Here is a 21,437-nt window from a genome sequence, read left to right as displayed (position 1 = left end):
CTTCAACTTTTTTCTGAAGGCGCCGGCGTGACAGGATCGGCGCCCCGACCAAGGGGAGAGATGACATGACCCGACTGCCCGCACTCCTGCTGTGCAGCACCGCCCTGACCGCGACGGCCGCCGCCGCGCAGGAAGAACTCAACGCGCTGGTCTGGTGCGACCACACCGACCCCGCGCTGATCGAGCCCTTCGAGCAGGCGCACAACGTCAAGGTCAACCTGCGCGAATACGAAGGCACGGGCGCCGCACTGGCGCTTCTGGACCAGTCCCGCCCGGGCGACTGGGACGTGCTGGTGATCGACGGGATCGACGTGTTCCGCGCGGTCGAGGCGGGCATCCTCGCGCCGCTGGACGGTGTCTCGACCGAGGATTTCTTTCCCGAGGTCGTCATGGCCGAGAACAACAGCGTCGACGGCGTGATGTATGCCGTGACCGAGAAATTCGGCTACAACACGATCTCCTACAACGCCGACAAGGTCGACCCGGCCGACATGGAAAGCCTCGCCACCGCATGGTCGGACAAGTACCAGGGCCGCATCTCGATCTACGACTATTACCTGCCGGTGATGGGCCTTGCGGCCATCGCGGGCGGCATCCCCACCGCCGAGATCGGCGCGGATGACATGGAGGCCATCGGCGGCACCCTGTCGGCCATGCGCGGCAACGCGGCCTCGGTCGCGGGCGTGGTCGCGGCGCAGACGGCGCTGGCGACGGGCGAGGTGGATATCGTCGTGGGCGGGGGCGAGTGGCTGACCGCCGTCCTGGCGGGCGACCAGCCGAACCTGACCTGGACCATCCCCGCCGAGGGCGCGGTGCGCTGGGCGCAGTCCATCGGCGTCGTTGCCGGCACAGAAAAGCCCGACCTTGCCAAGGAATTCGTGAAATACATCGTCTCGCCCGAGGGGCAGGCACGGCTGGCGACCTCGTCGTGTTTCTGGGGGATGCCGGCCAACGCCAAGGCGGGCGAGTTCCTGACGGACGAGCAGAAGGCCGTCCTGCGCTGGGACAACCAGCCGGATTACCTCGCCCGCACCCAGCTGTATCCCGCGCCCGACGCCGATCTGGATGTCGAGATGCAAGACCTCTGGCTGGAAACGCTGCAACAGTGAGCCGCGACACGGCCCGCGGCTGGGGCTTCGTCGCCCCGGCGCTTCTCTGGACGCTGGCCTTCTTCGTGGTGCCCTTCGTCGTGATGGGCGCCATGAGCCTTGCGACGCTGGAGCGGCGCGAGGTCGTCTGGGGCCTGTCGCTGGCCAATTACGCGGAACTGGCGGAAAAGGCATATCTCTGGCGGGCGGTCCTCGTCTCGCTGGAGATCACGCTGACCGTCACGGTGGTTTCGGTTGTCCTCGCCTATCCTCTGGCCTGGATCATCGCGTTCCGCGTGCCGAAACGCTGGCAGCGGCTGGCGTTGCTGCTGGCCATCCTGCCGTTCTGGACCTCTTACGTGGTGCGCTCCTACGCGTGGCTGCTGGTGCTGGCGAGGGAAGGCGTGGTGAACCAGACCCTGATGAATATCGGCCTGATCGCGGAACCGATCACGCTGGCCAATACCCGGTTCGCCACGATCACCGGCTTCGTGCATTTCTTCGTCATGCTGCTGACGCTGACGATCTACGCCAACCTTGTGCAGCTTTCGCCGAACTACCGCCGCGCGGCGATGGATCTTGGCGCCAACGCCTTTCAGACTTTCCGGCATGTCATCCTGCCGCTGACCCTGCCGGGGATCGTGACGGGCGCCTTCCTGACCTTCGTCCTGTGCATCGGCGACTACGTCACGCCGCAGATCCTGGGCGGCAACACCGAACTGACCGTGCCGCAAGTGATCATGGTGCAGCTGGGTCGCCGTGCGGATTTCCCGCTGGCCGCCGCGCTGGCCATCGTGCTGATGGGGATCGTGACGATGGCCTACCTGGCCTGCGCCCGCTGGTTGAGGCTCGACCGGATATGAGGGCGCTTCCCTGGGCCTACCTGATCGCGGCTTTCGTCTTCATCTACCTGCCGGTGGGTGCGCTGGTGCTGTTCTCGTTTCAGGCGGGAGGCCTGCCCGTGCCGCCCTTCGAGGGGCCATCCCTGCGCTGGTATGCCGAGATCACCGGCGACCGCGACCTGATGGAGGCGCTGGGCAACTCGCTGCTGGTGGCGCTGGGATCGTCTTTCGTCGCCGTCGTGCTGGGCTTCCTTGCCGCCTACGGGCTGGCGCGGCATGTCCTGCCCGGTTCGGCGCTGATCCGTGGCCTGCTGATCGCACCGCTGACGGTCAGCTATCTGATCGTGGGTCTGGGCCTGCTGATCGTGCTGACGCGGACGGGCGTGGGCCTGTCGCTGGTCACGGCGGGGATCGGGCATGTCGTCATCAACCTGCCGCTCGCTTTCGCCATCATCTACGCCAGCATGGGCGCGCAGCAGCAGAACGCCGAACGCGCCGCGCGCGACCTCGGCGCGGGCGAGGCGCAAGTCATCTGGTTGGTGACCGTGCCGATGCTGGCCCCGGCCATCGCGGCGGCCTTCTTCCTGTCCGTCACGCTGAGCTGGGACGAGTTCATCATCGCCTTCCTGCTGACCCGCTTCGACGTGACCCTGCCGGTGGAAATCTGGTCGCTGCTGCGATCCGGCCTGTCGCCGCGCCTCAACGCCATCGGCAGCCTCGTCTTCCTCGTCTCGGTGACGGTCGTGCTCATCCTCGAAATCCTGATCTTCCGGAGAAAGTCATGACCGCGCCGGTGACGCTCAGGGGCCTCAATCACTGGTTCGGCCCGTTCCACGCCCTGCAGGACATCGAGCTGTCCATCGAGGCGGGGGAATACGTGACGCTGCTGGGGCCATCCGGCTGCGGCAAGACCACGCTTTTGTCCGTCCTCGGCGGCTTCATCGAGCCGACCGAAGGCCGAGTCGAGATCGGTGGCCGCGACATGACCCGCGTCGCGCCAGCGAAACGTCCGACCACGACGATGTTCCAGGATTACGCGCTGTTCCCGCACATGACGCTGCGCGACAACGTGGGCTTTGGCCTGCGCATGGCGGGGATGGGGCGGGGCGAGCGACACAGGCGCGCCGAGTCCTTCCTCGACCTCGTCGGGCTGGCGGATGCGGCGGGCAAGCGGCCGCATGAGCTTTCGGGTGGGCAGCGGCAGCGCGTGGCGCTGGCCCGCGCGCTGGCGGTGGAACCGGACGTGTTGCTGCTGGACGAACCGCTGGGCGCGCTGGACCTGAAACTGCGCCGCGCCATGCAGGACGAGTTGAAGGCGATCCAGCGCAAGGTCGGCACCACCTTTGTCCATGTCACCCACGACCAGGAAGAGGCCATGGCCATCGCCGACCGGATCGTGGTGATGAATGCCGGCCGGATCGAGGATCACGGCCCGCCCGCCCGTATCTACCGCGAACCCGCGACGCTGTTCGCCGCCGATTTCATGGGCGAGATGAACCACATTCCCGCCCGTGGCACCGGCACCGCCACCGAAACCCCCTTTGGCTTGCTGGCGCGCGCCGTGCAGGGCAGGGCAGTCGCCTGCATCCGTCCCGAGGCGTTGGGCACGACAGAGGCCGCGCTCTGCATCGGTGCCGCAATCGTGCGCGATGCGGCCTTTTTCGGCACCCATGTGCGCGCGCATCTCGTTCCCGAAAAGGCGCCCGACCTGACCTTGACCGCCCATCTGCCGCCTGCCAGCCTGCCGGCGCCCGGCGAGAGCCTGACGCTCTGGGCAGATCCCGACGCCTTTCGCGTCTATGCACTCGAGGACTGAGGATGGACCGCGCCCGCCCCGAGGACTGGTATCGCATCCGCCGCTTGGGCGACGAGATCACCCTGATCGACGAGCCTTTCATCCACGCATTCTACCGCTGCAACATCTGGCATGTGCGCGGGCGCGACCGCGACATGCTGGTGGACAGCGGAATGGGTGTCGTCAGCCTGCGGGAATGGGTGCCGCTGGTCACGGAACGCGCCCTGACCGCCGTCGCCAGCCACACGCATTTCGACCATATCGGCTGTCACCACGAATTCGAGGACCGCTGCGTGCACCGGCTCGAGGCCGATATCCTCGCCGATCCCACCCGCACCGCCACGCTGGCCGACCCCTATGTCACCGACCAGATATTCGACGCGCTGCCGCCCTTGCCCTATGCCTCGACCACCTACGCGGTGAAATCCGCGCCCGCGACCCGGCTGCTCGAGGATGGCGACGTGATCGACCTGGGCGACCGGCACTTCGAGGTGATCCACACGCCCGGCCATTCCCCCGGTGGCATCGCCCTGTGGGAGGCTGCCACCGGCATCCTGATCTCGGGCGACCTCGTCTATGACGGCGAACTGATCGAGGACACCTATCATTCGAACGCCGCAGATTACGTCGCGTCGATGAAGCGCCTGCTGGAACTGCCCGTGCGCATCGTCCATGCCGGCCATTTCCCCAGCTATGACGCGGAACGCCACCGCGCGATCATTCGCGGCTGGCTGGACGAAAAGGGCGCCTGAGGGCGGCTTGCCAGCCTCTGCATCCCCGGTCTAGGCTGCCGCACAAACCGGGGTGCGATGATGCTGGACGACTTCGATTGCGTGGATGCGACAGAGCTTGCGGCGCGCGTCGCCTCTGGCGCGGTGTCACCCTCCGAACTGCTGGATCACGCGCTGGCGCAGGTCGGGCGCCTGAACCCGCGCCTGAATGCCGTCGTCCTGCCGCAAGTCGATGTCGCCCGTGCCGCCATCGCGCGGGGCCTGCCGCGCGGGCCGTTCAAGGGCGTGCCCTTCCTGCTGAAGGATCTTGGCTGCGAGGCGGTGGACTTCCCGTCTCACAACGGCTCTCGCCTGCTGGCGAACACGCGCTACCCGCGCGACTCGGCGATCTATGACCGGATCCGGGCGACCGGCGTCGTGACCTTCGGGCGCACCACCAGCCCCGAGGGTGGCATCGGCGCCGCGACCGAGGCCGCCGTTTATGGTGGCCCGACGCGCAACCCGTGGAACCTGGACCACACGCCGGGCGGATCGTCGGGCGGGGCGGGGGCGGCGGTGGCGGTGGGGATCGTGCCGTTTGCCCATGGCTCGGACGGTGGCGGATCGGTGCGCATCCCGGCCTCGTGTTGCGGGCTGTTCGGGATGAAGCCCACCCGCGCCCGACTGCCCGATGGCCCCTATGTCGGCGAAGGCTGGGCCGGCATGGCGATCGACGGCTTCCTGACCCGGTCGGTGCGGGACACGGCGGCGATGCTGGATGCCTGCCACGGCGCCGACCCGGGCGCGCCCTATCACGCGCCGCCGCTGCGCGAGGGTCACATGCAGGCGATCAGCCGCCCGCCCCGCCGCCTGCGCGTGATGTTCTGCGATACCAGCTTTACCGGCGCGCCGATCCATCCCGATTGCGCCGCCGCCGTCCATGACGCGGCCCGCCTGCTGGAGGACCTGGGCCACCACGTCACCCCCGGCCTGCCGCGCGCCGACGTGCCCGGCATGATGCGCGCCTGGACCGACATCGTCGCATGCGGCACGGCGCTGGGCATCACCCGGGCGCTGGCCGCCCGCGGCCTGGTGCTGAGCCCCGACGTGGTCGAGGGCGTCGGGCGCAGCGCGCTGGCCCATGCCGGAACCGTCTCGGGGGCGGATTACCTGGCGGCGGTGGGCAAGATCCATGCCTTTGGCCGCGAGATGGCCGGCGTATTCGACCCCGAAGACGGGCAGGGGCCGGACATCATCCTGTCGGCCACGCTGGCCGAACCGCCCGCCCGGATCGGGCGCTTTTCCCACGCGACCGAGGACTACGTGGGATACCGCATGGGGCCGGGGATGATCTTCGACTACTCGCCCTTCTGCGCGGTGTTCAACGCCAGCGGCCAGCCCGCGGCCTCTGTGCCGCTGGGCATGTCGGCTGAGGGTCTGCCCATCGGCATCCACCTCGCTGCGAGGTTCGGCGCGGACGAGGAACTGATCGCGCTCTGCGCTGAGATGGAACGCGCCCGGCCCTGGGCCGGGCGCCGCCCGTCCCTCTAGCCGTTCGGGTTGAACAGCCGTTCCGGCAGGCCATAGGGCGCCAGCCAGTTGTACCAGTAGACATCGGTCGGCCCGATGATGTGGTCCACCGCCTGATAGCCCGATCCCTGCCGCCGCATCAACACCATGACGACATCGCTCATCACGTCTGCGGCCCAGTCGCGGGCATAGGGCGTGGTGCGCCAGTCCAGTTTCGTCCCGTCCGGGCGCAGCGGCTCTGCCTGAAGATAGCACCACGTCCCGTCGCAGTTCAGCACGCTGACAAGGAAGATCACCGGCTGGCCCAGTTCCGCCTGCACCGGAACGCGGGCGGCATCCATCACGGCCTGCCGTTCGGCAGTGCCGCGCGAGGGCGTGTAGTAGCGCGCTGCCGGTTGCGGCGGGGGCGGCGGCGCCATGGTGATGACACCGGGCGAGGGGTCCGGTGCGACGCCGCTGCCGCCCAGCCGCTGGATCTGCAACCGCGCCAGCGACGCGAAGGTGCCGTTGGGCCACTGGTCGAGATAGGCCTGGTACATGGCCGGTTCGTTCGCGCCCTGGATCGACTGCCAGAAGGCAAGCTCCATCTGGGTGTCGTTGACCTGTGGCGCGGGTGGCGGCGCCTCGAGTTCCGCGATGCGGCGGCGGGCCTCGTCGGCGTGCTGGCCCTGCGGCCAGTTTTGCAGGTAGGCGCGGAAATCCGCCGGGTAGGACGATCCCCGGACCGACTGCCAGAAGGCCTGTTCCATCGGGTCGGCCTGTGGCACTGGCGGAACTGGGGCAGGGGCCGTGTCCGTGGGCGCGGCCAGCGAGGTGACGATCGCCTCGGCCACCGGCCCGAAATCCGCCTCTTGTGTCTCGGGGTAGCGGATCAGCACGCTGTGCAGCACGTCCTGCCCGTCGAGGATCGCCTGCCGACGCGTGACGATGCCGCCGTCGCGATACTTGACCGAGAACCAGGTGTCGCCGGTCAGGAACACCTCCATCGCCGCCGTATCGCGCCATTCGGCCGCCTCCGAGGCCATTTCGGCGATGGTCTGGCCCAGCGCGTTGAACCCGCCCCAGACCAGCATCGAGGCCGTGCCGTCCGGGCTGGCAAAGGCACGCCCGTCGTCATTCTCGGGCGGCTGGCCGGTGATCGCGAAATGCGATTGCGGATAGCGCACCGAGGTGCCGAAGCGCGCGTTCTGGTAGACCGTCCAGCCCGAAGCCGCCTCGCCGCCCTGCGCGACCGGCGGGGGCGGTGGCGCGGGCTGAGCCACCACCGGCGCGGCTGGTTCTTCGCCCGGCTGCGGGCAGGGGATGGCATCCGGCGGCAGGGTCAGCGTGACCACGTCCAGCAGGGGCGCGTAATCCGACGTCTCGAGCCATTTCTCGGCGGCATAGGTCTGGATCACGACGGGATCGCCATTCGCGAGGCACAGGTCCAGTCGGTAGACCGTGCGCAGCGCGGGAACCATCGAATAGCCCACCTGCATGTAGGGTTGCCCGGTCAGGCCGGACTTGACGCTGGCCGGCTGGCCCAGGATCTCGCCGCGCGCGTTGTCGGGCGGGTTGGCGAACTCGTCGTCGCCGTCCCAACTGCCGCGCGCGCGATAGCCTGTCTCGAACACGATGCTGGCGCTGTAGACAGGCGAGGTGGCGAAGGCGAGCGCGTCCTGCATGTTGGTCCAGCGTTTCCAGCCGGTTGGCAGCGGCATCGGATAGCCGACGATCCCGTCCAGTCCCGTCTCGGCCTCGGGAGGTGGCGCGGCATCCAGCGTGACCGAGGCCTCGATGATCTCGAGGATCGGCAGGATTTCCTCGCGTGGAAAGTTGATCGCCATCATCATCAGCCCGTCGGCGCCGCCGCGCTCGTTGCGGGCCTCCTTCTGGTATTCCTGGGCGTAGAAATAGAGATCGGGGTGGATCAGTTCGGCCCGCTTGCCGATCAGCCGCGCCCCATCGGCGGCGACCACCGGTTCTGCCTCTGTAACTGTCGGCGTCGCGCCGCCAAGGTCGATGTCCAGTCCCTTGCTGGCATCCTGCGGCAAGTCGCCGATATCCTTCTCGAAGCTGTCGATCTGGCCGGGAACGATATAGTCGATGCCGACCATCGCGGCGCGCATCGCCTGCCGGTCGTAAAGGCCGACCGAAATGGAATCGTCGCTTTCCTCCATCACCTGCCAGTCAGGAGGGGTGGCAAAGGACATGCCCAGCCGGCTGTGGCGCGTCCAGTCTGCGGGAATCTCGACCGGCGGCGCGGCGGCGGGTTGAGGGGCGGCCGGTGGGGCCGTCGCGGTGGCCGGTGCAGGGGCCGCAGCCCAGTCCTCGACCGGGTCGGGGGCGATCTGCGCACCGTCGAGGAATGCCTCCGCCTCGGTTTCGGCATCGCCGGGAATGGCAAAATCGTCGGTCTGCTGCGCCAGTGCGGCGCCCAGCGGCAGCAGCAGCGCGGCGGCGAGTATCCAACGGTTCTTCATTTGTAACCCTCCACCACACCGCGCCGGATGCTTTCCTTCAGGATGTTGCGCAGGATTTCGCCCTGTTCGCCGTCGAGCGGGAAATACTGCATGCGCTCCCCCATCGAGAGCCAGCCGCCCTTGAGCGACAGCGTCGCCTGCGAGGTGCAGGCCGTCTGCCGCCGGGTGCCGTCCGACAGCGCCTCGTCGCGGCGGCGTTCGACGGTGCAGCGCATCTGCGCCAGCGCGTCGCCGGTCAGGAAGCCGCCCGAACAGGCGGTCATGCGGGCGATATCCTCGAAGCGGGGGGCCGAGTAGATCATCGTGGCGCCATCCGCGGCGATCGCCCCGGGCGAGGCGAGGCTCCAGCGCGCCGATCCGCTGTCGAACCGGCCCATCACCGCCGCGCCCATGCCGGACATGGCGAAATGCAGGTCGCCCGAGGCGGTGGGGCCCGCGGCCTGCTCGCTGCGGCTTTCGCCCTGCGGAGGCGTGGTGACGGTGGTGCACCTCTGCCCCGTTTCCTGCCGGTCATAGACCGTGACAAGCGGCGTCACCGGGTCGCCGAAGACAACCGTGGCGCGGTCGTTCGACAGCAGGAAGGGCCGGGTCTGCGCGCCGCCGGGCAGCATCAGCGTGATCTCTTGCGGCATTCCGGCCCGCTTCATCGCGATCTTGGTGATCTCGATCGGCCGTGCTGCGGCGGGATCCCAAGTGCCTTCCCAGCGCCCGCCACTGGGTTTGTCCATGATCATCTGCACCGGCTGTTGCAGTTCATAGGCGCCAATCTCGATGGTCACCCTCTGGTTCAGGATCGGGCGGACCCTGTCGTTGAAATGGCGCACGCGGGCTTCGAGATTGGCCAGCCAGATGCGGTGCGCCACCACAGGAAAGATCTTTTCCCGGAACTGCCTGTAAAGCGCCGTCTTGTGCTCGTCTTCCAGGGCATCGCGGATGCCTTGGGTCAGGCTGGTTCCGCGCCCGATGCCCCAGATGCCTTGACCCACATCCGAGGCGTATTCGTCGAAGCGCGCGCTGCTCCAGAAGCGTGCGACATAGGCATTGACCTCGGTTGTCAGGCGGGTCTCGAATTCCTCTGGCGTCTTAGCCTCGGTCTTGAACTTCGTGATGAGATAGACCCAGTCATGGGCGGTGCGCCCGCCCTCGGACTGGGCATCGATGCGGCGCTGCTGTTCCTCGGGGGATTCGCGCAGCGGGTCGCTGGCCTCGCGGTTCTTCCTGGCCTGCTCTTCGCCGGCGTTCATGTCGTTGTAATAGCTGACATAGGATTGCCGCCAGGCATCGGTGCGCGCCAGCCACGCCGCCTTGCCGAACTCCTGCAAGGCAACGTCGATGGCGAAGGCGGCGATATTACCAACCTGCATCGCCGATGTGCCGAAATAGCCGATTCCGAAACTCAGCATGCCCTTGTAGGCGTTCAGCGCGGCGTCCGTGCTCTTGCCGTCGGCGAGGTCCATGTTGACCTGCCAGATTGCCATGAACAGGCCGAGTCCCGTCATCGCCGTGTTGACGTTGGACAGCCCGCCCATCTCGAGCACGTTCTCGGCAAAGGTCGCCTTGGCGCCGGATATGCCGAAGCCGAGGTTGAACAGCGCCCAGCCTTCCTCCTGCGCGGCCTTCTCGACGGCGGCCTCGTCGCGGGCGACGCCCTGTTCGGCCATCAGGGCCAGCGTCTTGTCCTGCACCATCGTGCGCGAGCGCGCGCTGCGGTCGCGGGCCTCCGGGTTCACGGTGAACTCCACGACCTTCTCGTTGATCGCGCCGCTGTTTTCGGTGCGCATCAGCATGGGTCTGAGCGGTTCGGTCATGCCAGCGGCCGGGGCCAGCGCTGCGATCAGTGCAAGCGCGCGGGGCAGAGGGGACATGGGCTAGCCTTTCGGGTGAGGGGCGTGGCGGCGATCTGAGCACCGGCTTGGGCGCCGCGCCTTGACCCGCATCAAGTGCCGTCCGGCGGCGTCATGCCTGCGATCTCGCAGGACGCCATGATGGCGCGCAGCCGGGCCTCGAACGCGGCCCAGCTTTCGGCGTCGCACTGGATGGCGCGGACCGGCCACCAGCCGCGCGCAAACGGTGCGATTGGGTGGTGCCGTGCCGCCGGGTCAGTCGGCAGATCGTGCGGGACGCAGCCCCGGTTGCCGCCCGTGCAGGGTTGGGTGTCGTCGCAGTCGCAGCGCCCGGGATGATAGCAGATGCCTGTCCCGGAACTCCCGTAGCTTGCGCAGAGACAGTGCACCACGCCCTCTGGCATCTTCAGGCTCAGCGCCTGCATGGTCGCCACTGAGTTTGCTGTGGTTGAGATGCGACAGCCGGTCGATGATCTGGTTGCGCCGCGCGTCCTCGTCCAGCGGCCCCGGCGCCGCGGCGGAGATCCGCACGGTCGGGGGCGGGCCGATCTGGTCCTGCGGGTTCCAGCCCTGGCGCGCGTCCAGCCTGCCCATCTCATGGTCGAACTGTTCGTCTGTCGAGTCGTCTTCGAACCAGCGCTGCAGCAGCTTGTGCACCTCCCGCCGCATCTCTTCCCGGCCCAGGTCCTGCGGCCATTTCCCTTCATGGCGATCATCCGGCGATAGAGGTCGCCGGTCTTGCCGAGGCTAAGGCTTTTCGCCAGGTCCAGCAGGTCCTTCTTTTCCAGCATCCTCACCACCGCTTCGAACTGGCTGGTGATATGCGGCTGGCCTTGGGGCGCCTCGATCGCCAGCGCGCCGGGCACCTAGCGGGCGAAGGCATCGAAACCGCCCACGCGACGCGGACCGGCTCCCACGCGGGCGAGGGCTGGCCATCGAAGAGGCGACGCAAGCGGGACAAGCCCGCAGAAAGGGCCGCGCGATGAGGGCCGGATCGCTGGTATTGGGGCGGCTGGCCCAGGTGGGTCTGCTGCTGGCCCGCGGCATGACATGGGCCGGGAGTTCCGGCCTGGGCCCACTGCGCCTAGGCACCGCCGGGCTGGCGCATCGAAAGCGGCGCGCAAGGTGAGGTCACTTCGGACCATGCCATCGACCCCTGCGGCCAGCCCCTCGACCCGGACTCCGGCCTTGAGCATCGCGCGCAACACGCCGTCCATCTGCGGAAAGGCGTCGAGCTGCAGGCGGATCCCGTCTCCGCCATGCAGCGCGATCACCGCCGCATGGCTTTCCCGGTCGCCATGCGCAACACGATACCCGAGCTGCGCACACCGCCGAAGGCCGCCAGCGCCGCGGGGACCCCGCGGCAGCCCGCGTTCCTCGGGCCAGTCCGATGCGATGGCGTCAAAGGGCAGGTGTGTGGTTCCGTACAGGTCGACTGCATCGCGATGCAGCACGACCCAGCCGCATTGATACCGCTTGGCGACCCAGGCGATGACCAGTGCGATCAGGCCCGGCGGCCAGAGGAACAGCATAAGCCCCAGGATGCGCCCAGCCAGCTCTCGCACGCGGCGATGACGAAGGGACGGGCGAGGAAGGGCAGCGGCAGGATCAACGTGACGAGGTGGGGCATCCAGACCGAGGGCATCCTCTCGGCGCAAAAGGTGCCCTTCGGCAGGCGCGGTCGCGGCAGCAGGGCATAAGCGCAAGCCCCATCGCAGCGCAGACAGCGGCCCGTCCGGGCCGGCCATGACCCAGCCAGAGAATGGCCGCAGGATGCAGCAGCAATGTGGGCCCGGCGGAACAGCTCTCGCCAGGCGTCGGTTGCCAGCCCCGGCATGATCGTCTTTCCACGCTGTGGCCGACAACTCGGCACGCGGCCCGAACCCCCGGCCTTTACAAAGATTCAGTGCCGTCGCGTCCGTGTGTTCAGGCAGCGCGAAACGATGCCGTTCGGAGAGTCCCTGGCGGTCCCGCGCGCCCTGAACGCCGTCATGCCGCTGGCTTGCGCCGCGCTGCCCGCCAGTGCCGACCGGGTGACCAGCCTGAACCCACACGGCGACATTTGCCTGTCTCTGCGGAACGCGCACGGAATTTGCCGAGATCTTGCGCATGGGGCCGGAAACCGCTGTCGTCGTGCCGGCGGGGCAGGGCCAGTGGCGTAAGGTTCGCCTGGACAGTTGGTTGCGCTGATGCGACATACCACGCGCCCACTGGCACGCGCCCTGTCGTCACACCGTTGCAGGCGTTCGGCACCGTGTCGGGCCTGTCCGCAGCCGGGTCGACCCTGTCACAGCAGCCCGGCCCGGGAACGGATCACGCGGTGCGCTGCGGCCTGCCGAAGGGCCTGCGGCTGGAGATCACCGGCCAGAGCGGGGACTGGCTGGCCACGGTGACGGCGTTGGGACAGGCGGGGTTCGTGCACCGCGACCACGCCACGCCCGACCCGGTCCGCGCCGCGCCGAGGCCCGCGCCCTCCACGCTCGCCCCGGCGTCGCCGGTTGCGGTGTCGCCATCCGCCCCGGCCCCGAAGCTGGAGCGGAAAGTCGCGGTGTCGCTGCATCTTGCCGTCACACCTGACCTGAGCCTTCGGGTCTAGCCCGGCGGATCGGCCTGCCCGGTCATCGACAATTCGATCAATTCGGTCGTCATCGCCTCCTGCCGTGCCTGCTGGAAGCGCTGGCGCAGTTCGGCCCGCCGCGTGCGCAGGTTGCCGTCGGCGCGGGCCATCGCCTCAACCCTTGCCATATTCTCGGCCCGCAGCCCCTCCATCAGGGCGCGCGCCACGGCCGAGAACAGCGTCTCCTGCAACAGGCCCGCGACCAGCGCCTCATGCGGCAACGTGGTCAGCGGCGGGTCGGCGAGGGGCACCGGCGCGGCGGCGTCGTCGCGCGCGGGCGGCCAGATGCGCCGGACCTGGACCGGTTGTCCGGGCTGGTCGCCGCCGCACAGCGCGATGATCGGCCCGGGATGGGTCTGTGCCGCGTCGACGATCCGGTCGGTAATCCGGCTGGCAAGGCGCGGCACCCCGGCGGGCGTGGCCGGCAGGTCCTCGGCCAGGACGATGTCGAGCCCGGCCTCGGACAGCATGGCCTGCGTGCGCGCACCGATGACGATGAACCCCGCCCCCAGCGCCGCCTGGTCCATCCCCGCCTGCGCCAGGCGCTGCGGATAGGCGCCGCAGAATCCCTGCGCCGCGCCGATCAACAGGACGATACCGGCGCCGGGCGCGGCCGTTTGCGCAGGCGGCGCGGCGAGGCGCAGCATCGCCTGCCGGATCTGCGCTTCAAAGGCGGACATGGCGGCCAGCGCACCCTGCGCAGCGGTCACATGCCCCGAGGCGATGGCCCGCAGCGCGCCCACCACCTCGCCGATCTCGTCCACCGCCACAAGCTGGCGGGCGATATCCTCCAGCCGGTCGGTCATGGCTGGCCCAGGGCGCTGCGCACCAGGGCCACCGCCGCCGCGCGCAGGGCGTCGTCCAGCGGTCCGCTGACACTGGCCAGCGACGCCAGCGCCGGGTCGGCGGCGATCAGCCCGGGCAGCCGTGCCTTGAGGGCGGGCAGGGCGGCCGGGTCGGCCGCGTCCAGCAAGCCGGCCTCCAATGCGGCCAGCAGCGCAACCTGCGCGGCCAGCGGCAGCGGCGCGAAGCGATCCTGCGCCAGCAGCGCGGCGATCCGCTCTCCCCGCACCCGCCGTGCCGCCGTCGCGGCATCGCCGAAGCCGCCGAAGCGCGAGAACATCCGCATCTCGAGAAATTGCGCGTAGTCCAGCCGCAACCGACCGGCCACGGCCTTCAGCGTGGCGGGCTGTGCCTTGCCGCCGACGCGGCTGACCGACAGGCCGATATCGACCGCCGGGCGCTGGTTCGCGGCGAAAAGCGCAGCCGAGGTCACGATCTGTCCGTCCGCGATCGAGATCAGGTTGGTCGGGATATAGGCCGATAGGTTTCCGGCCTCGATCTCGGCGATGGGCAGGGCGGTGATCGCGCCGCCGCCCTGCTGCACCGACAGCTTGCCCGCCCGTTCCAGCAGCCGCGCATGCAGGAAGAAGATGTCGCCGGGATAGGCCTCGCGCCCCGGCGGCTGGCGCGCCAGCAGCGCCAGTTCGCGGTGGGTGGCCGCGTGACGGGTCAGGTCGTCATGCACGATCAGCACCTTTTGCCCGGCATCGCGGAAATGCTCGGCGATGCTGGTGGCCGAGAAGGGCGCCAGCCAGCGCAGGCCCGGCGCGCTGGCGGGTTCGGCCACGACAAAGATGCAGCGTGCCATGTCGCCATGCCTGCGCACCGCCTCGATCACCCGGCGCACCGCCGCCATGCGCTGACCGATGGCGACATAGACGCAGACCGTGCCGGCGCGCGACTGGTGGATCAGCGCATCCACTGCCAGGGCCGTCTTGCCGGTCTGCCGCTCGCCCACGATCAGTTCGCGCTGGCCGTGGCCGATGGCGAACATGGAATCGACCACGAGCACCCCGGTCTCCATCGGTTCCGAGACGAAATCGCGGTCGATGATCGCGGGCGCTGGGCGCTCGGCGGGCAGGTGCGCCTCGGCCTCGGGCGGGGGCAAATCGTCCAGCGGGCGCCCCAGCGGGTCGACGATCCGGCCCAGCAGGGCATCGCCCACCGGCACCGAGAGCACCGCGCCGCCGCGTTGCACACTTGCCCCGGCAGAGATGCCCGTGGCGGCGTCCAGAAAAGCCGCGTGCAGCGTATCCTCCTCGAGTGACAGGACAAAGCCGCGCAGGCCGCCGGGAAATCGCAGGGTTTCCATCAGCCCGGCGCCGGGCAGGCCAGCAACCTGCGCCAGCCCGTCGGCGATGGCGGTAACGGTGCCGCGCTCTTGCGCCTCGGGGCCAAGCCGGGCCGAGGCGATGCGCGCCCGGAGCGCATCGAGCGGCGCGTCAGCGGGTCTGTCGGCCATCGTCCAGCGCCTCTGCAATGGTCTGGATGTCGTGGCGGAGCGAGTTCAGCACCGCGCCGCTGTCGGATTGCAGCTCGATCCCCGCGACCAGCGACGGGTCGGCGACCAGGGGCGCGTCGATCCCGAGTGGCGCCAGCGCCGCCGAGACGGTGCCGCGCTCCGCGTCGGAGGGCTCGTGTGGCAGGACGATGCGCAGATTCGGCGCCGCCAGCAGCGCCGCGCGTTCGACGGGGTCCATCGCCGTGATCGCCTGCGCCAGTCTTGCCGCATAACCGTCCAGTCCGTCAGGTTGCGCCGACAGCGCCCGCGTGACGATGGCCAGCGCAAGGTCGCAGGCGGCGCGGGTCTGCGCCCGGGCCGAGGCCGCCGCCTCGCTAGCAAGCGCCGTGCGCCCCTCGGCGATGATCTGCGCGGCCTCGGCACGGGCCTGCTCCAGCAGGTCGACGCGCGCCTTGGCCGCCTCGGCCTGCGCCTTGTCCAGTAGCGCTTGCCGGGCGGTGGCGCTGGCCTCTGCCTCGGCCCGGGCGGCGGCCTGCGCGGCCTCCGCCTCGGCCCGGGCGCGGGTCGCCGCCTCGACCGCCGCCGCGCTTTCGGCCTGCCGCCGGGCGATGATCGCGGCCACCGGGCGGAACAGGAAATGCCGCAGCAGGGCCAGCAGGATCAGGACGTTGACCAGTTGCAGCGCGAAGGTGGCCCAGTCGAAACTCATTGCACGAAGGGATTTGCAAAGAGCAGCAGCAGCGCCACGACCAGGCAGTAGATCGCCATCGTCTCGATCATCGCGAGGCCTACGAAAAGCGTGCGAGAGATCGAGCCCGCCGCCTCTGGCTGGCGGGCGATGGCGTCGAGCGCGGCGGCGACGGCGCGCCCTTCGGCCAGCGCGGGGCCGATGGCGCCAAGGCCAACGGCGAAGGCGGCCGAGATGATGCTGATGATCTCGATGAGGTCGGTCATGCGGATTCCCTTGTATCGCTTGAACTGTCGGGGTTGTCCGGCGGCTCGCCGCTTTCGCCGGTGACGGCGGACCCGATGAAGACCAGCGCCAGCGTGGCAAAGATGTAGGCCTGCACCGCGCCGGTCAGCAGGTCCAGCGCCATCAGCGGGATCGGCACCAGCAGGCCCGCCAAGGACAGGACGATGCCGATCACGAAAACGCCGCTGAGCACGTTGCCGAACAGGCGCACCATCAGCGAGAAATGCCGCGTGACCTGCTCCACCAGGTTGAGCGGGATCATCACCCAGCTGGGCCGGGCGAAACTGGCCAGCCAGCCGCCCAGCCCCTGCGAGCGGATGCCCCAGTAGATCCCGGCGGCAAAGACCAGCGCGGCCAGTGCCGCGTCGGTTTCCAGATGCGCGGTCGGCGGCTCGACCCCCGGCACGAGCGACGACCAGTTCGCCGCCAGCACGAAGACCAGCAGCGTGCCGATCAGCGCGCGAAAGCGGGCGGGATCGCCGGGGATCGTGGCGCGGATCTCGGACTCCAGCGTGCCGACCAGCAGTTCCAGCACGGCCTGCGCCCGGCCCGGCGCGGCGCTGTCCATCCGGCGCGTGACGAGCCACGCGGCCAGCGTCAGCGCGGCCATCACGCCCCATGTCGTGACCACCGTCCAGCTGACGACAAGCGGGCCCAGTGCAAAGGCCGGAGCAGAGGCAAAGGGCGTCTCCATCAGCGGAGCCTCCGCAGCAACAGGGCGCGGCCCGCCAGGATGCCCGCCGCCCCCGCCAGCAGAACCGCTGCGCCAAACTGCGCGGCGATCCACAGGAAGGGCACCAGCAGCGCGAAACGCGCCAGTTGCAGCGGCACCGCGACCATGCGCCCCGCGACCAGCAGCGCGATCAGCCGCGCCAGCGTGGCAAAATGGAACAGGCCAAGCGCCAGCCCCGCCAGCAGCGCTGTCGCGGCCTGCGCCCCCAGGATCATCCCCGCGCTCATTGCTCGTGCATCCAGCGCAGCGCCAGCCATAGGCCCAGCGCCGCACCACCCAGCAGCAGCGCCGCCGAAAAGGTGATGCCGGTGCCCAGCCAGCGGTCCAGCCAGGACCCGGCATAGGTTCCCAGCAGGATCGGGATGACGATCATCCAGCCCAGGACGCCGATCTGCCCGAACCGCCGCGCCAGCGAGGGTTCGGGATCGGCGCGGCCCGCGCGCTCGCGGTCATGTGCCTTGCGCGCGGCATCCTCGGTGCGGCCGTCGTTCATCGTGCGGTCTCCTCGTCCAGCCAGTCGGGCGCTTCGCCCGGCGCAAGTTCCTGCATGAAGCGCCGGATCGCGCGGGCATGCAGGCGGGCGGACTGCGCGCGGTCGCGGCGGTGCTCGTCGGTCAGGGTGTGGCGCGCCTCGGCCACCTGCGCCTGAAGCGCGGGCAGGTCGTCGCCCGGCACCGCGTCGCGGCAGGCCACCTGAACGGTATCGCCACCGCTGACGGCCAGGACGCCGCCCCGCACCACGCAATACCGCCAGGGGCCTTGGGCGCAACGCCAGCGCAGCACGCCAGCCTCGATCACGGTGACGAAATCCGCATGTCCCGGCAAGATGCCGAACCCGCCCGTTGCATCCTCTCCGCGCAGCGAGGCGATGGACTCCTCTTGCAGGACGACGCGCAGCGGGGTGGCGATGGTGAGAGCCAAGATGCCGGTCATGCCGCCCCCTGTGTGCCCGCGCGCAGGCGGGCCTCTGCCTCGGCCAGCGTGCCGATCATGTAGAAACAGGACTCGCCCCAGTCGTCGCATTGCCCGTCGATGATCGCCCGGCAGCCCGCCACCGTGTCGGCGGTGGGCACGCTGCGCCCCTCCATCCCGGTAAAGGGTGCGGCGACGAAGAAGGGTTGCGTGAGGAACCGTTGCAGGCGGCGGGCGCGCCCCACCAGCCTTTGTTCCTCGCGGCCCAGTTCCTCGACCCCCAGAAGGGCGATCACGTCGCGCAACTCGGCGTAATGCTCCATCAATTGCCGGACGTCGCTGGCGGTGCGCACGTGCTCGGCGCCCACCACGCCCGCATCCAGCATGACCGAAGTCGTGGCCAGCGGGTCGATGGCGGGATAGATGCCCTGTGCGGCCAGTTCGCGCGACAGGACCACGGTGCTGTCCATGTGCAGGCCGATGGCCGAGACGGCGGGATCGGTGAAATCGTCGGCCGGCACATAGACAGCCTCGATCGCCGTGACCGAGGCGCGCGGGCCAGAGGCGATGCGCTCCTGCAATTCGGCCACCTCGGTGTCCAGCGTCGGCTGATACCCCACCCGCGAGGGCATTCGCCCCAGCAGGCCCGAGACCTCGGCCCCCGCCTGCACGAAGCGGAACACGTTGTCCATCAGCAGCAGCACGTTGCGCCCCTGTTCGTCGCGGATGTGCTCGGCCATGGTCAGGGCGGTCAGCGGCACCCGCCAGCGCGCTCCGGGCGGCTCGTTCATCTGGCCAAAGACCAGGACGGTGCGGTCGAGCACGCCGTAGTTGCGCATGTCATGCAGCATCTCGTGCCCCTCGCGGGACCGTTCGCCGATCCCGGCAAAGACCGAGACGCCGTCGTAGCCCGTGACCATGGCGTGGATCAGCTCCGTGACCAGCACGGTCTTGCCCACGCCCGCGCCGCCGAACATCGCCGCCTTGCCGCCCTGCACCAGCGGCGCCAGCAGGTCGAGACTCTTGATGCCGGTCGAGAACAGGCTGATCGCCGCGCGATGGCCGCTGAGCGGCGGCGCCGTGCGGTGGATCGGCCGTACGGGCGTCGCTTCGGGCAGCGGCGGGCCGCCATCTTTGGTGCGACCCAGTACGTCCAGCATCCGCCCCAGCACCGCGTCGCCCACCGGCACCGCCAGCGGCGCACCGGTCAGCGCGGCGCGCATCAGGCGCGACAGACCCTGCGTGGGTTCCAGCGCGATGGCGCGAAAGCGGTGGGCGTCGAGATGGGCCTGCACCTCGCAGGTGATGCCAAGGCCGCCGGGATCGGCGATCACAGCCTCGCGGATCGCGGGCAGCGGGCCGTCGCAGGCCAGGTCGATGACCGGTCCGCGCACCGCGACGATGCGGGCCTCGGCGGCGCGCGTCACGAGACCGCCCCCGACTGCGGACCCTTTGCCAGCCGCGCGGTCTGCCCGGCGATCACCTGTTCCTCGTCGGTGGGGATGACCAGCGCGGTCACGGTGCTTTCGGGGGTGTTGATCCGGGGCGCGTGCGCGGCGTTCGCCGACGCGTCCAGCGCAAGGCCAAGCCAGCCGCAGCGCGCCGCGATCCGCGCCCGGATCGGGGCCGAGCGTTCGCCGATCCCGGCGGTAAAGACCAGCGCGTCGAGACCGCCGAGCGCGGCGGTCAGGCGGCCGATCTCGGTCGCGGCAGTGTAGGTAAACAGGTCGATCGCCTCGGCGGCGCGCGGGTCGTCGCTGGCCAGCAGGTCCCGCATGTCGGCGCTGATCCCCGAGACGCCTTTCAGCCCGCTGTCGTGATACAGCATCCGTTCCAGCGCATCGACAGACAGGCCCTGCGTCCGCAGCAACCACAGCATCAGCCCGGCATCCACCTCGCCGGGGCGGGTCGCCATCATCAGTCCGGAGAGCGGGGTGAAGCCCATCGTCGTCGCGATGCTGACCCCGCCGCGCAATGCGCAAAGGCTGGCGCCGCTGCCCAGGTGGCAGACGATTGTGCGCCCCTCGGCGGCGCGCGCGTCGATCCGGGGCAGGCACCCGGCAATGTATTGGTAGCTGAGACCGTGAAAGCCATAGCGCCGCGCGCCGGCCTCTGTCAGGGCGCGGGGCAGGGCATAGGCGCGCGCCTCGGGCGGCATGGTCCGGTGAAAGGCCGTGTCATAGCAGACGACCTGCGGCACCTCGGGATGCGAGGCGGCCAGCGCCTCGATCGGGGCGAGGTTGCGCGGCAGGTGCAGCGGCGCCAGCGGCACCAGCGCGCGCAGCGAGTCCAGCAGCGCGGGCGTGACGAGGGCGGGGCCGTCGTGATCCTGGCCGCCCACCGCCACGCGATGCCCGATGGCCGCCAGCGGCCCGCCCGGCGCATGGGCGGCGAGCCAGTCGATCAGGCGGGCGACAGGGGGCGGACCCTGGGAGGTGTCGCCCCAGTCCGCGACGGTGGCCTCGGTCCCGCCCTCTGCCTTCGCGGTCAGCGTCGCCTCGCGGCCGATCCCCTCCAGCTCGGCCCGGAACAAGCGGCGCAGGTCGGGGCCGAACAGCGCCGCCTTGATGCTGGACGAGCCCGCGTTGAGGACAAGGATCGTGCCGCCCTCAGACATGATGCGCCCCCGCCGCAGGCAGGCCGCCGGGCCTGGCCCGACGGTCATGCGCCAGCAGCACCGCCACTGCGCAGGAGGCAAGCCGCGACTTGGCGCTGTCGGCGCGGCTGGTCAGCACGATGGGCACCCGCGCGCCCAGCACGATCCCCGCCGCCTCGGCATCGGCGAGGTATTCCAGCTGCTTGGCCAGCATGTTTCCGGATTCGAGGTCGGGCACCACCAGGATGTCGGCCCGGCCAGCGACCGGTGAGCTGATGCGCTTGATCCGCGCCGCCTTCAGGCTGACTGCATTGTCGAAGGCCAGGGGCCCGTCCAGCACGCCGCCGGTGATCTGCCCCCGGTCGGCCATCTTGCACAGCGCGGCGGCGTCGATGGTCGAGCGGATCTTGGGCGTGACCGTCTCGACCGCCGACAGGATCGCGACGCGCGGGTTCGGCAGGCCCAGCACATGCGCGAGGTCGATGGCGTTCTGCACGATGTCCGCCTTTTCCATCAGGTCGGGATAGATGTTGATCGCCGCGTCGGTGATCATCAGCACCCGGGGATAGGAGGGCACGTCCAGCACGAAGACATGGCTGATGCGTCGGTGCGTCTTGAGGCCGGTCGCGTCGTCGAGCACTGCGCGCATGAACTGGTCGGTATGCAGGCTGCCCTTCATCAGCATCTCGGCCCGGCCCGTCGCGCAGAGCGCTACGGCGGTCGCGGCGGCTTGAGCTTCGTCAGCGGCGTCGACGATCTCGGCGCCCTTGAGGTCCAGGTCGAGTCCCCGCGCCAGCGCGCAGATCTCGCGCCGGGGGCCGATCAGGATCGGGCGGATCAGCTGTTCCCCGAGCGCCTGCATCGCGCCTTGCAGGGCGACATCGCTCAGCGGCCAGACCACGGCGGTGTCGACCAGGTCCAGCGCCTTGGGCTTGGCGAGAATGTCGGAGAAGACCTTGTGATGGCGGGTCATGGCTTCCTTTCGGTGGCGCGGGGACATTGCCGCATGCGCGGCGCGGCGGGACAATGT

General features: G+C 69.6%; 22 protein-coding genes. 7 read left to right on the top strand and 15 right to left on the bottom strand.

What is annotated here, in order from left to right:
• The first annotated feature begins 65 nt into the window (after positions 1–65).
• From KB874_RS18255 to KB874_RS18230, 6 genes are read left to right on the top strand one after another with little or no spacing between them, the layout of a single operon-like run.
• A complete protein-coding gene (locus tag KB874_RS18255; RefSeq protein WP_212538003.1) occupies positions 66–1,109 on the top strand; it encodes an extracellular solute-binding protein in 1,044 nt (347 codons plus the stop codon).
• A complete protein-coding gene (locus KB874_RS18250; protein WP_212538002.1) occupies positions 1,106–1,951 on the top strand; it encodes an ABC transporter permease in 846 nt (281 codons plus the stop codon). The genes KB874_RS18255 and KB874_RS18250 overlap by 4 nt, the downstream gene beginning before the upstream one ends.
• A complete protein-coding gene (locus KB874_RS18245) occupies positions 1,948–2,715 on the top strand; it encodes an ABC transporter permease (protein WP_212538001.1) in 768 nt (255 codons plus the stop codon). Before KB874_RS18250 ends, KB874_RS18245 begins: the two co-directional genes overlap by 4 nt.
• Positions 2,712–3,746 carry an ABC transporter ATP-binding protein gene (locus KB874_RS18240; protein WP_212538000.1) on the top strand — a complete coding sequence of 345 codons (1,035 nt, stop codon included), beginning with the start codon at positions 2,712–2,714 and terminating at the stop codon, positions 3,744–3,746. Before KB874_RS18245 ends, KB874_RS18240 begins: the two co-directional genes overlap by 4 nt.
• Positions 3,747–3,748: 2 nt before the next feature.
• Positions 3,749–4,477, top strand: coding sequence for an MBL fold metallo-hydrolase (locus tag KB874_RS18235; protein WP_212537999.1), 729 nt, complete (start codon positions 3,749–3,751; stop codon positions 4,475–4,477).
• A 60-nt stretch (positions 4,478–4,537) separates the two neighbouring features.
• Positions 4,538–5,986, top strand: coding sequence for an amidase (locus KB874_RS18230; protein ID WP_212537998.1), 1,449 nt, complete (start codon positions 4,538–4,540; stop codon positions 5,984–5,986).
• On the opposite strand, the gene KB874_RS18225 is transcribed toward KB874_RS18230, so the two are convergent.
• From KB874_RS18225 to KB874_RS23230, 4 genes are all read right to left on the bottom strand, one after another.
• Complete coding sequence (locus KB874_RS18225) at positions 5,983–8,427, bottom strand: tetratricopeptide repeat protein (protein WP_212537997.1); 2,445 nt, start codon at positions 8,425–8,427, stop codon at positions 5,983–5,985. The genes KB874_RS18230 and KB874_RS18225 overlap by 4 nt on opposite strands.
• Positions 8,424–10,292, bottom strand: coding sequence for a hypothetical protein (locus KB874_RS18220; protein WP_212537996.1), 1,869 nt, complete (start codon positions 10,290–10,292; stop codon positions 8,424–8,426). Before KB874_RS18220 ends, KB874_RS18225 begins: the two co-directional genes overlap by 4 nt.
• A 234-nt stretch (positions 10,293–10,526) precedes the next feature.
• Positions 10,527–10,928 carry a hypothetical protein gene (locus tag KB874_RS18215; protein ID WP_212537995.1) on the bottom strand — a complete coding sequence of 134 codons (402 nt, stop codon included), beginning with the start codon at positions 10,926–10,928 and terminating at the stop codon, positions 10,527–10,529.
• Positions 10,929–11,775: 847 nt separating this feature from the next.
• Positions 11,776–11,901 carry a hypothetical protein gene (locus KB874_RS23230; RefSeq protein WP_283055090.1) on the bottom strand — a complete coding sequence of 42 codons (126 nt, stop codon included), beginning with the start codon at positions 11,899–11,901 and terminating at the stop codon, positions 11,776–11,778.
• A 624-nt stretch (positions 11,902–12,525) separates the two neighbouring features.
• On the opposite strand from KB874_RS23230, the gene KB874_RS18210 reads away from it, so the two are divergent.
• Positions 12,526–12,867 (top strand): SH3 domain-containing protein, encoded by a 342-nt coding sequence (locus KB874_RS18210; protein WP_212537994.1) that lies wholly within the window; start codon positions 12,526–12,528, stop codon positions 12,865–12,867.
• Here the strand turns inward: KB874_RS18210 and KB874_RS18205 are convergent.
• Genes KB874_RS18205 through KB874_RS18155 form a run of 11 tightly spaced genes read right to left on the bottom strand, consistent with a single transcriptional unit; the run spans position 12,864 to position 21,407 of the window.
• Positions 12,864–13,694: a F0F1 ATP synthase subunit gamma gene (locus KB874_RS18205; protein ID WP_212537993.1), complete on the bottom strand. Its 831-nt coding sequence runs from the start codon at positions 13,692–13,694 to the stop codon at positions 12,864–12,866. The genes KB874_RS18210 and KB874_RS18205 overlap by 4 nt on opposite strands.
• A complete protein-coding gene (locus tag KB874_RS18200) occupies positions 13,691–15,193 on the bottom strand; it encodes a F0F1 ATP synthase subunit alpha (protein ID WP_212537992.1) in 1,503 nt (500 codons plus the stop codon). The genes KB874_RS18205 and KB874_RS18200 overlap by 4 nt, the downstream gene beginning before the upstream one ends.
• The gene (locus KB874_RS18195; protein WP_212537991.1) at positions 15,174–15,902 is read right to left on the bottom strand and encodes a F0F1 ATP synthase subunit B family protein; all 729 of its coding nucleotides are present in this window, start codon (positions 15,900–15,902) and stop codon (positions 15,174–15,176) included. Before KB874_RS18195 ends, KB874_RS18200 begins: the two co-directional genes overlap by 20 nt.
• Positions 15,899–16,147 (bottom strand): F0F1 ATP synthase subunit C, encoded by a 249-nt coding sequence (locus KB874_RS18190; RefSeq protein WP_212537990.1) that lies wholly within the window; start codon positions 16,145–16,147, stop codon positions 15,899–15,901. Before KB874_RS18190 ends, KB874_RS18195 begins: the two co-directional genes overlap by 4 nt.
• Positions 16,144–16,863 (bottom strand): F0F1 ATP synthase subunit A, encoded by a 720-nt coding sequence (locus KB874_RS18185; RefSeq protein ID WP_212538223.1) that lies wholly within the window; start codon positions 16,861–16,863, stop codon positions 16,144–16,146. Before KB874_RS18185 ends, KB874_RS18190 begins: the two co-directional genes overlap by 4 nt.
• Positions 16,860–17,126: an N-ATPase subunit AtpR gene (locus KB874_RS18180; RefSeq protein ID WP_249200605.1), complete on the bottom strand. Its 267-nt coding sequence runs from the start codon at positions 17,124–17,126 to the stop codon at positions 16,860–16,862. The genes KB874_RS18185 and KB874_RS18180 overlap by 4 nt, the downstream gene beginning before the upstream one ends.
• Positions 17,123–17,392, bottom strand: a complete 270-nt coding sequence (locus KB874_RS18175; RefSeq protein ID WP_212537989.1) for an AtpZ/AtpI family protein — start codon at positions 17,390–17,392, stop codon at positions 17,123–17,125. The genes KB874_RS18180 and KB874_RS18175 overlap by 4 nt, the downstream gene beginning before the upstream one ends.
• Positions 17,389–17,832 carry a F0F1 ATP synthase subunit epsilon gene (locus tag KB874_RS18170; protein ID WP_212537988.1) on the bottom strand — a complete coding sequence of 148 codons (444 nt, stop codon included), beginning with the start codon at positions 17,830–17,832 and terminating at the stop codon, positions 17,389–17,391. Before KB874_RS18170 ends, KB874_RS18175 begins: the two co-directional genes overlap by 4 nt.
• Positions 17,829–19,238: a F0F1 ATP synthase subunit beta gene (gene atpD / locus KB874_RS18165; protein ID WP_346346570.1), complete on the bottom strand. Its 1,410-nt coding sequence runs from the start codon at positions 19,236–19,238 to the stop codon at positions 17,829–17,831. Before atpD ends, KB874_RS18170 begins: the two co-directional genes overlap by 4 nt.
• Entirely contained in the window at positions 19,235–20,428 is a 1,194-nt protein-coding gene (locus tag KB874_RS18160) for an acetate/propionate family kinase (RefSeq protein ID WP_212537987.1), read from the bottom strand. Before KB874_RS18160 ends, atpD begins: the two co-directional genes overlap by 4 nt.
• Positions 20,421–21,407 (bottom strand): bifunctional enoyl-CoA hydratase/phosphate acetyltransferase, encoded by a 987-nt coding sequence (locus KB874_RS18155; RefSeq protein ID WP_283055084.1) that lies wholly within the window; start codon positions 21,405–21,407, stop codon positions 20,421–20,423. The genes KB874_RS18160 and KB874_RS18155 overlap by 8 nt, the downstream gene beginning before the upstream one ends.
• Positions 21,408–21,437 lie beyond the last annotated feature (30 nt).

Source organism: Thetidibacter halocola (genome assembly GCF_018224955.1).
GTDB lineage: Bacteria > Pseudomonadota > Alphaproteobacteria > Rhodobacterales > Rhodobacteraceae > Thetidibacter > Thetidibacter halocola.
The sequence above is the reverse complement of the archived record's forward strand: the minus strand, read 5'-3'. Positions and strand labels throughout refer to the sequence as shown.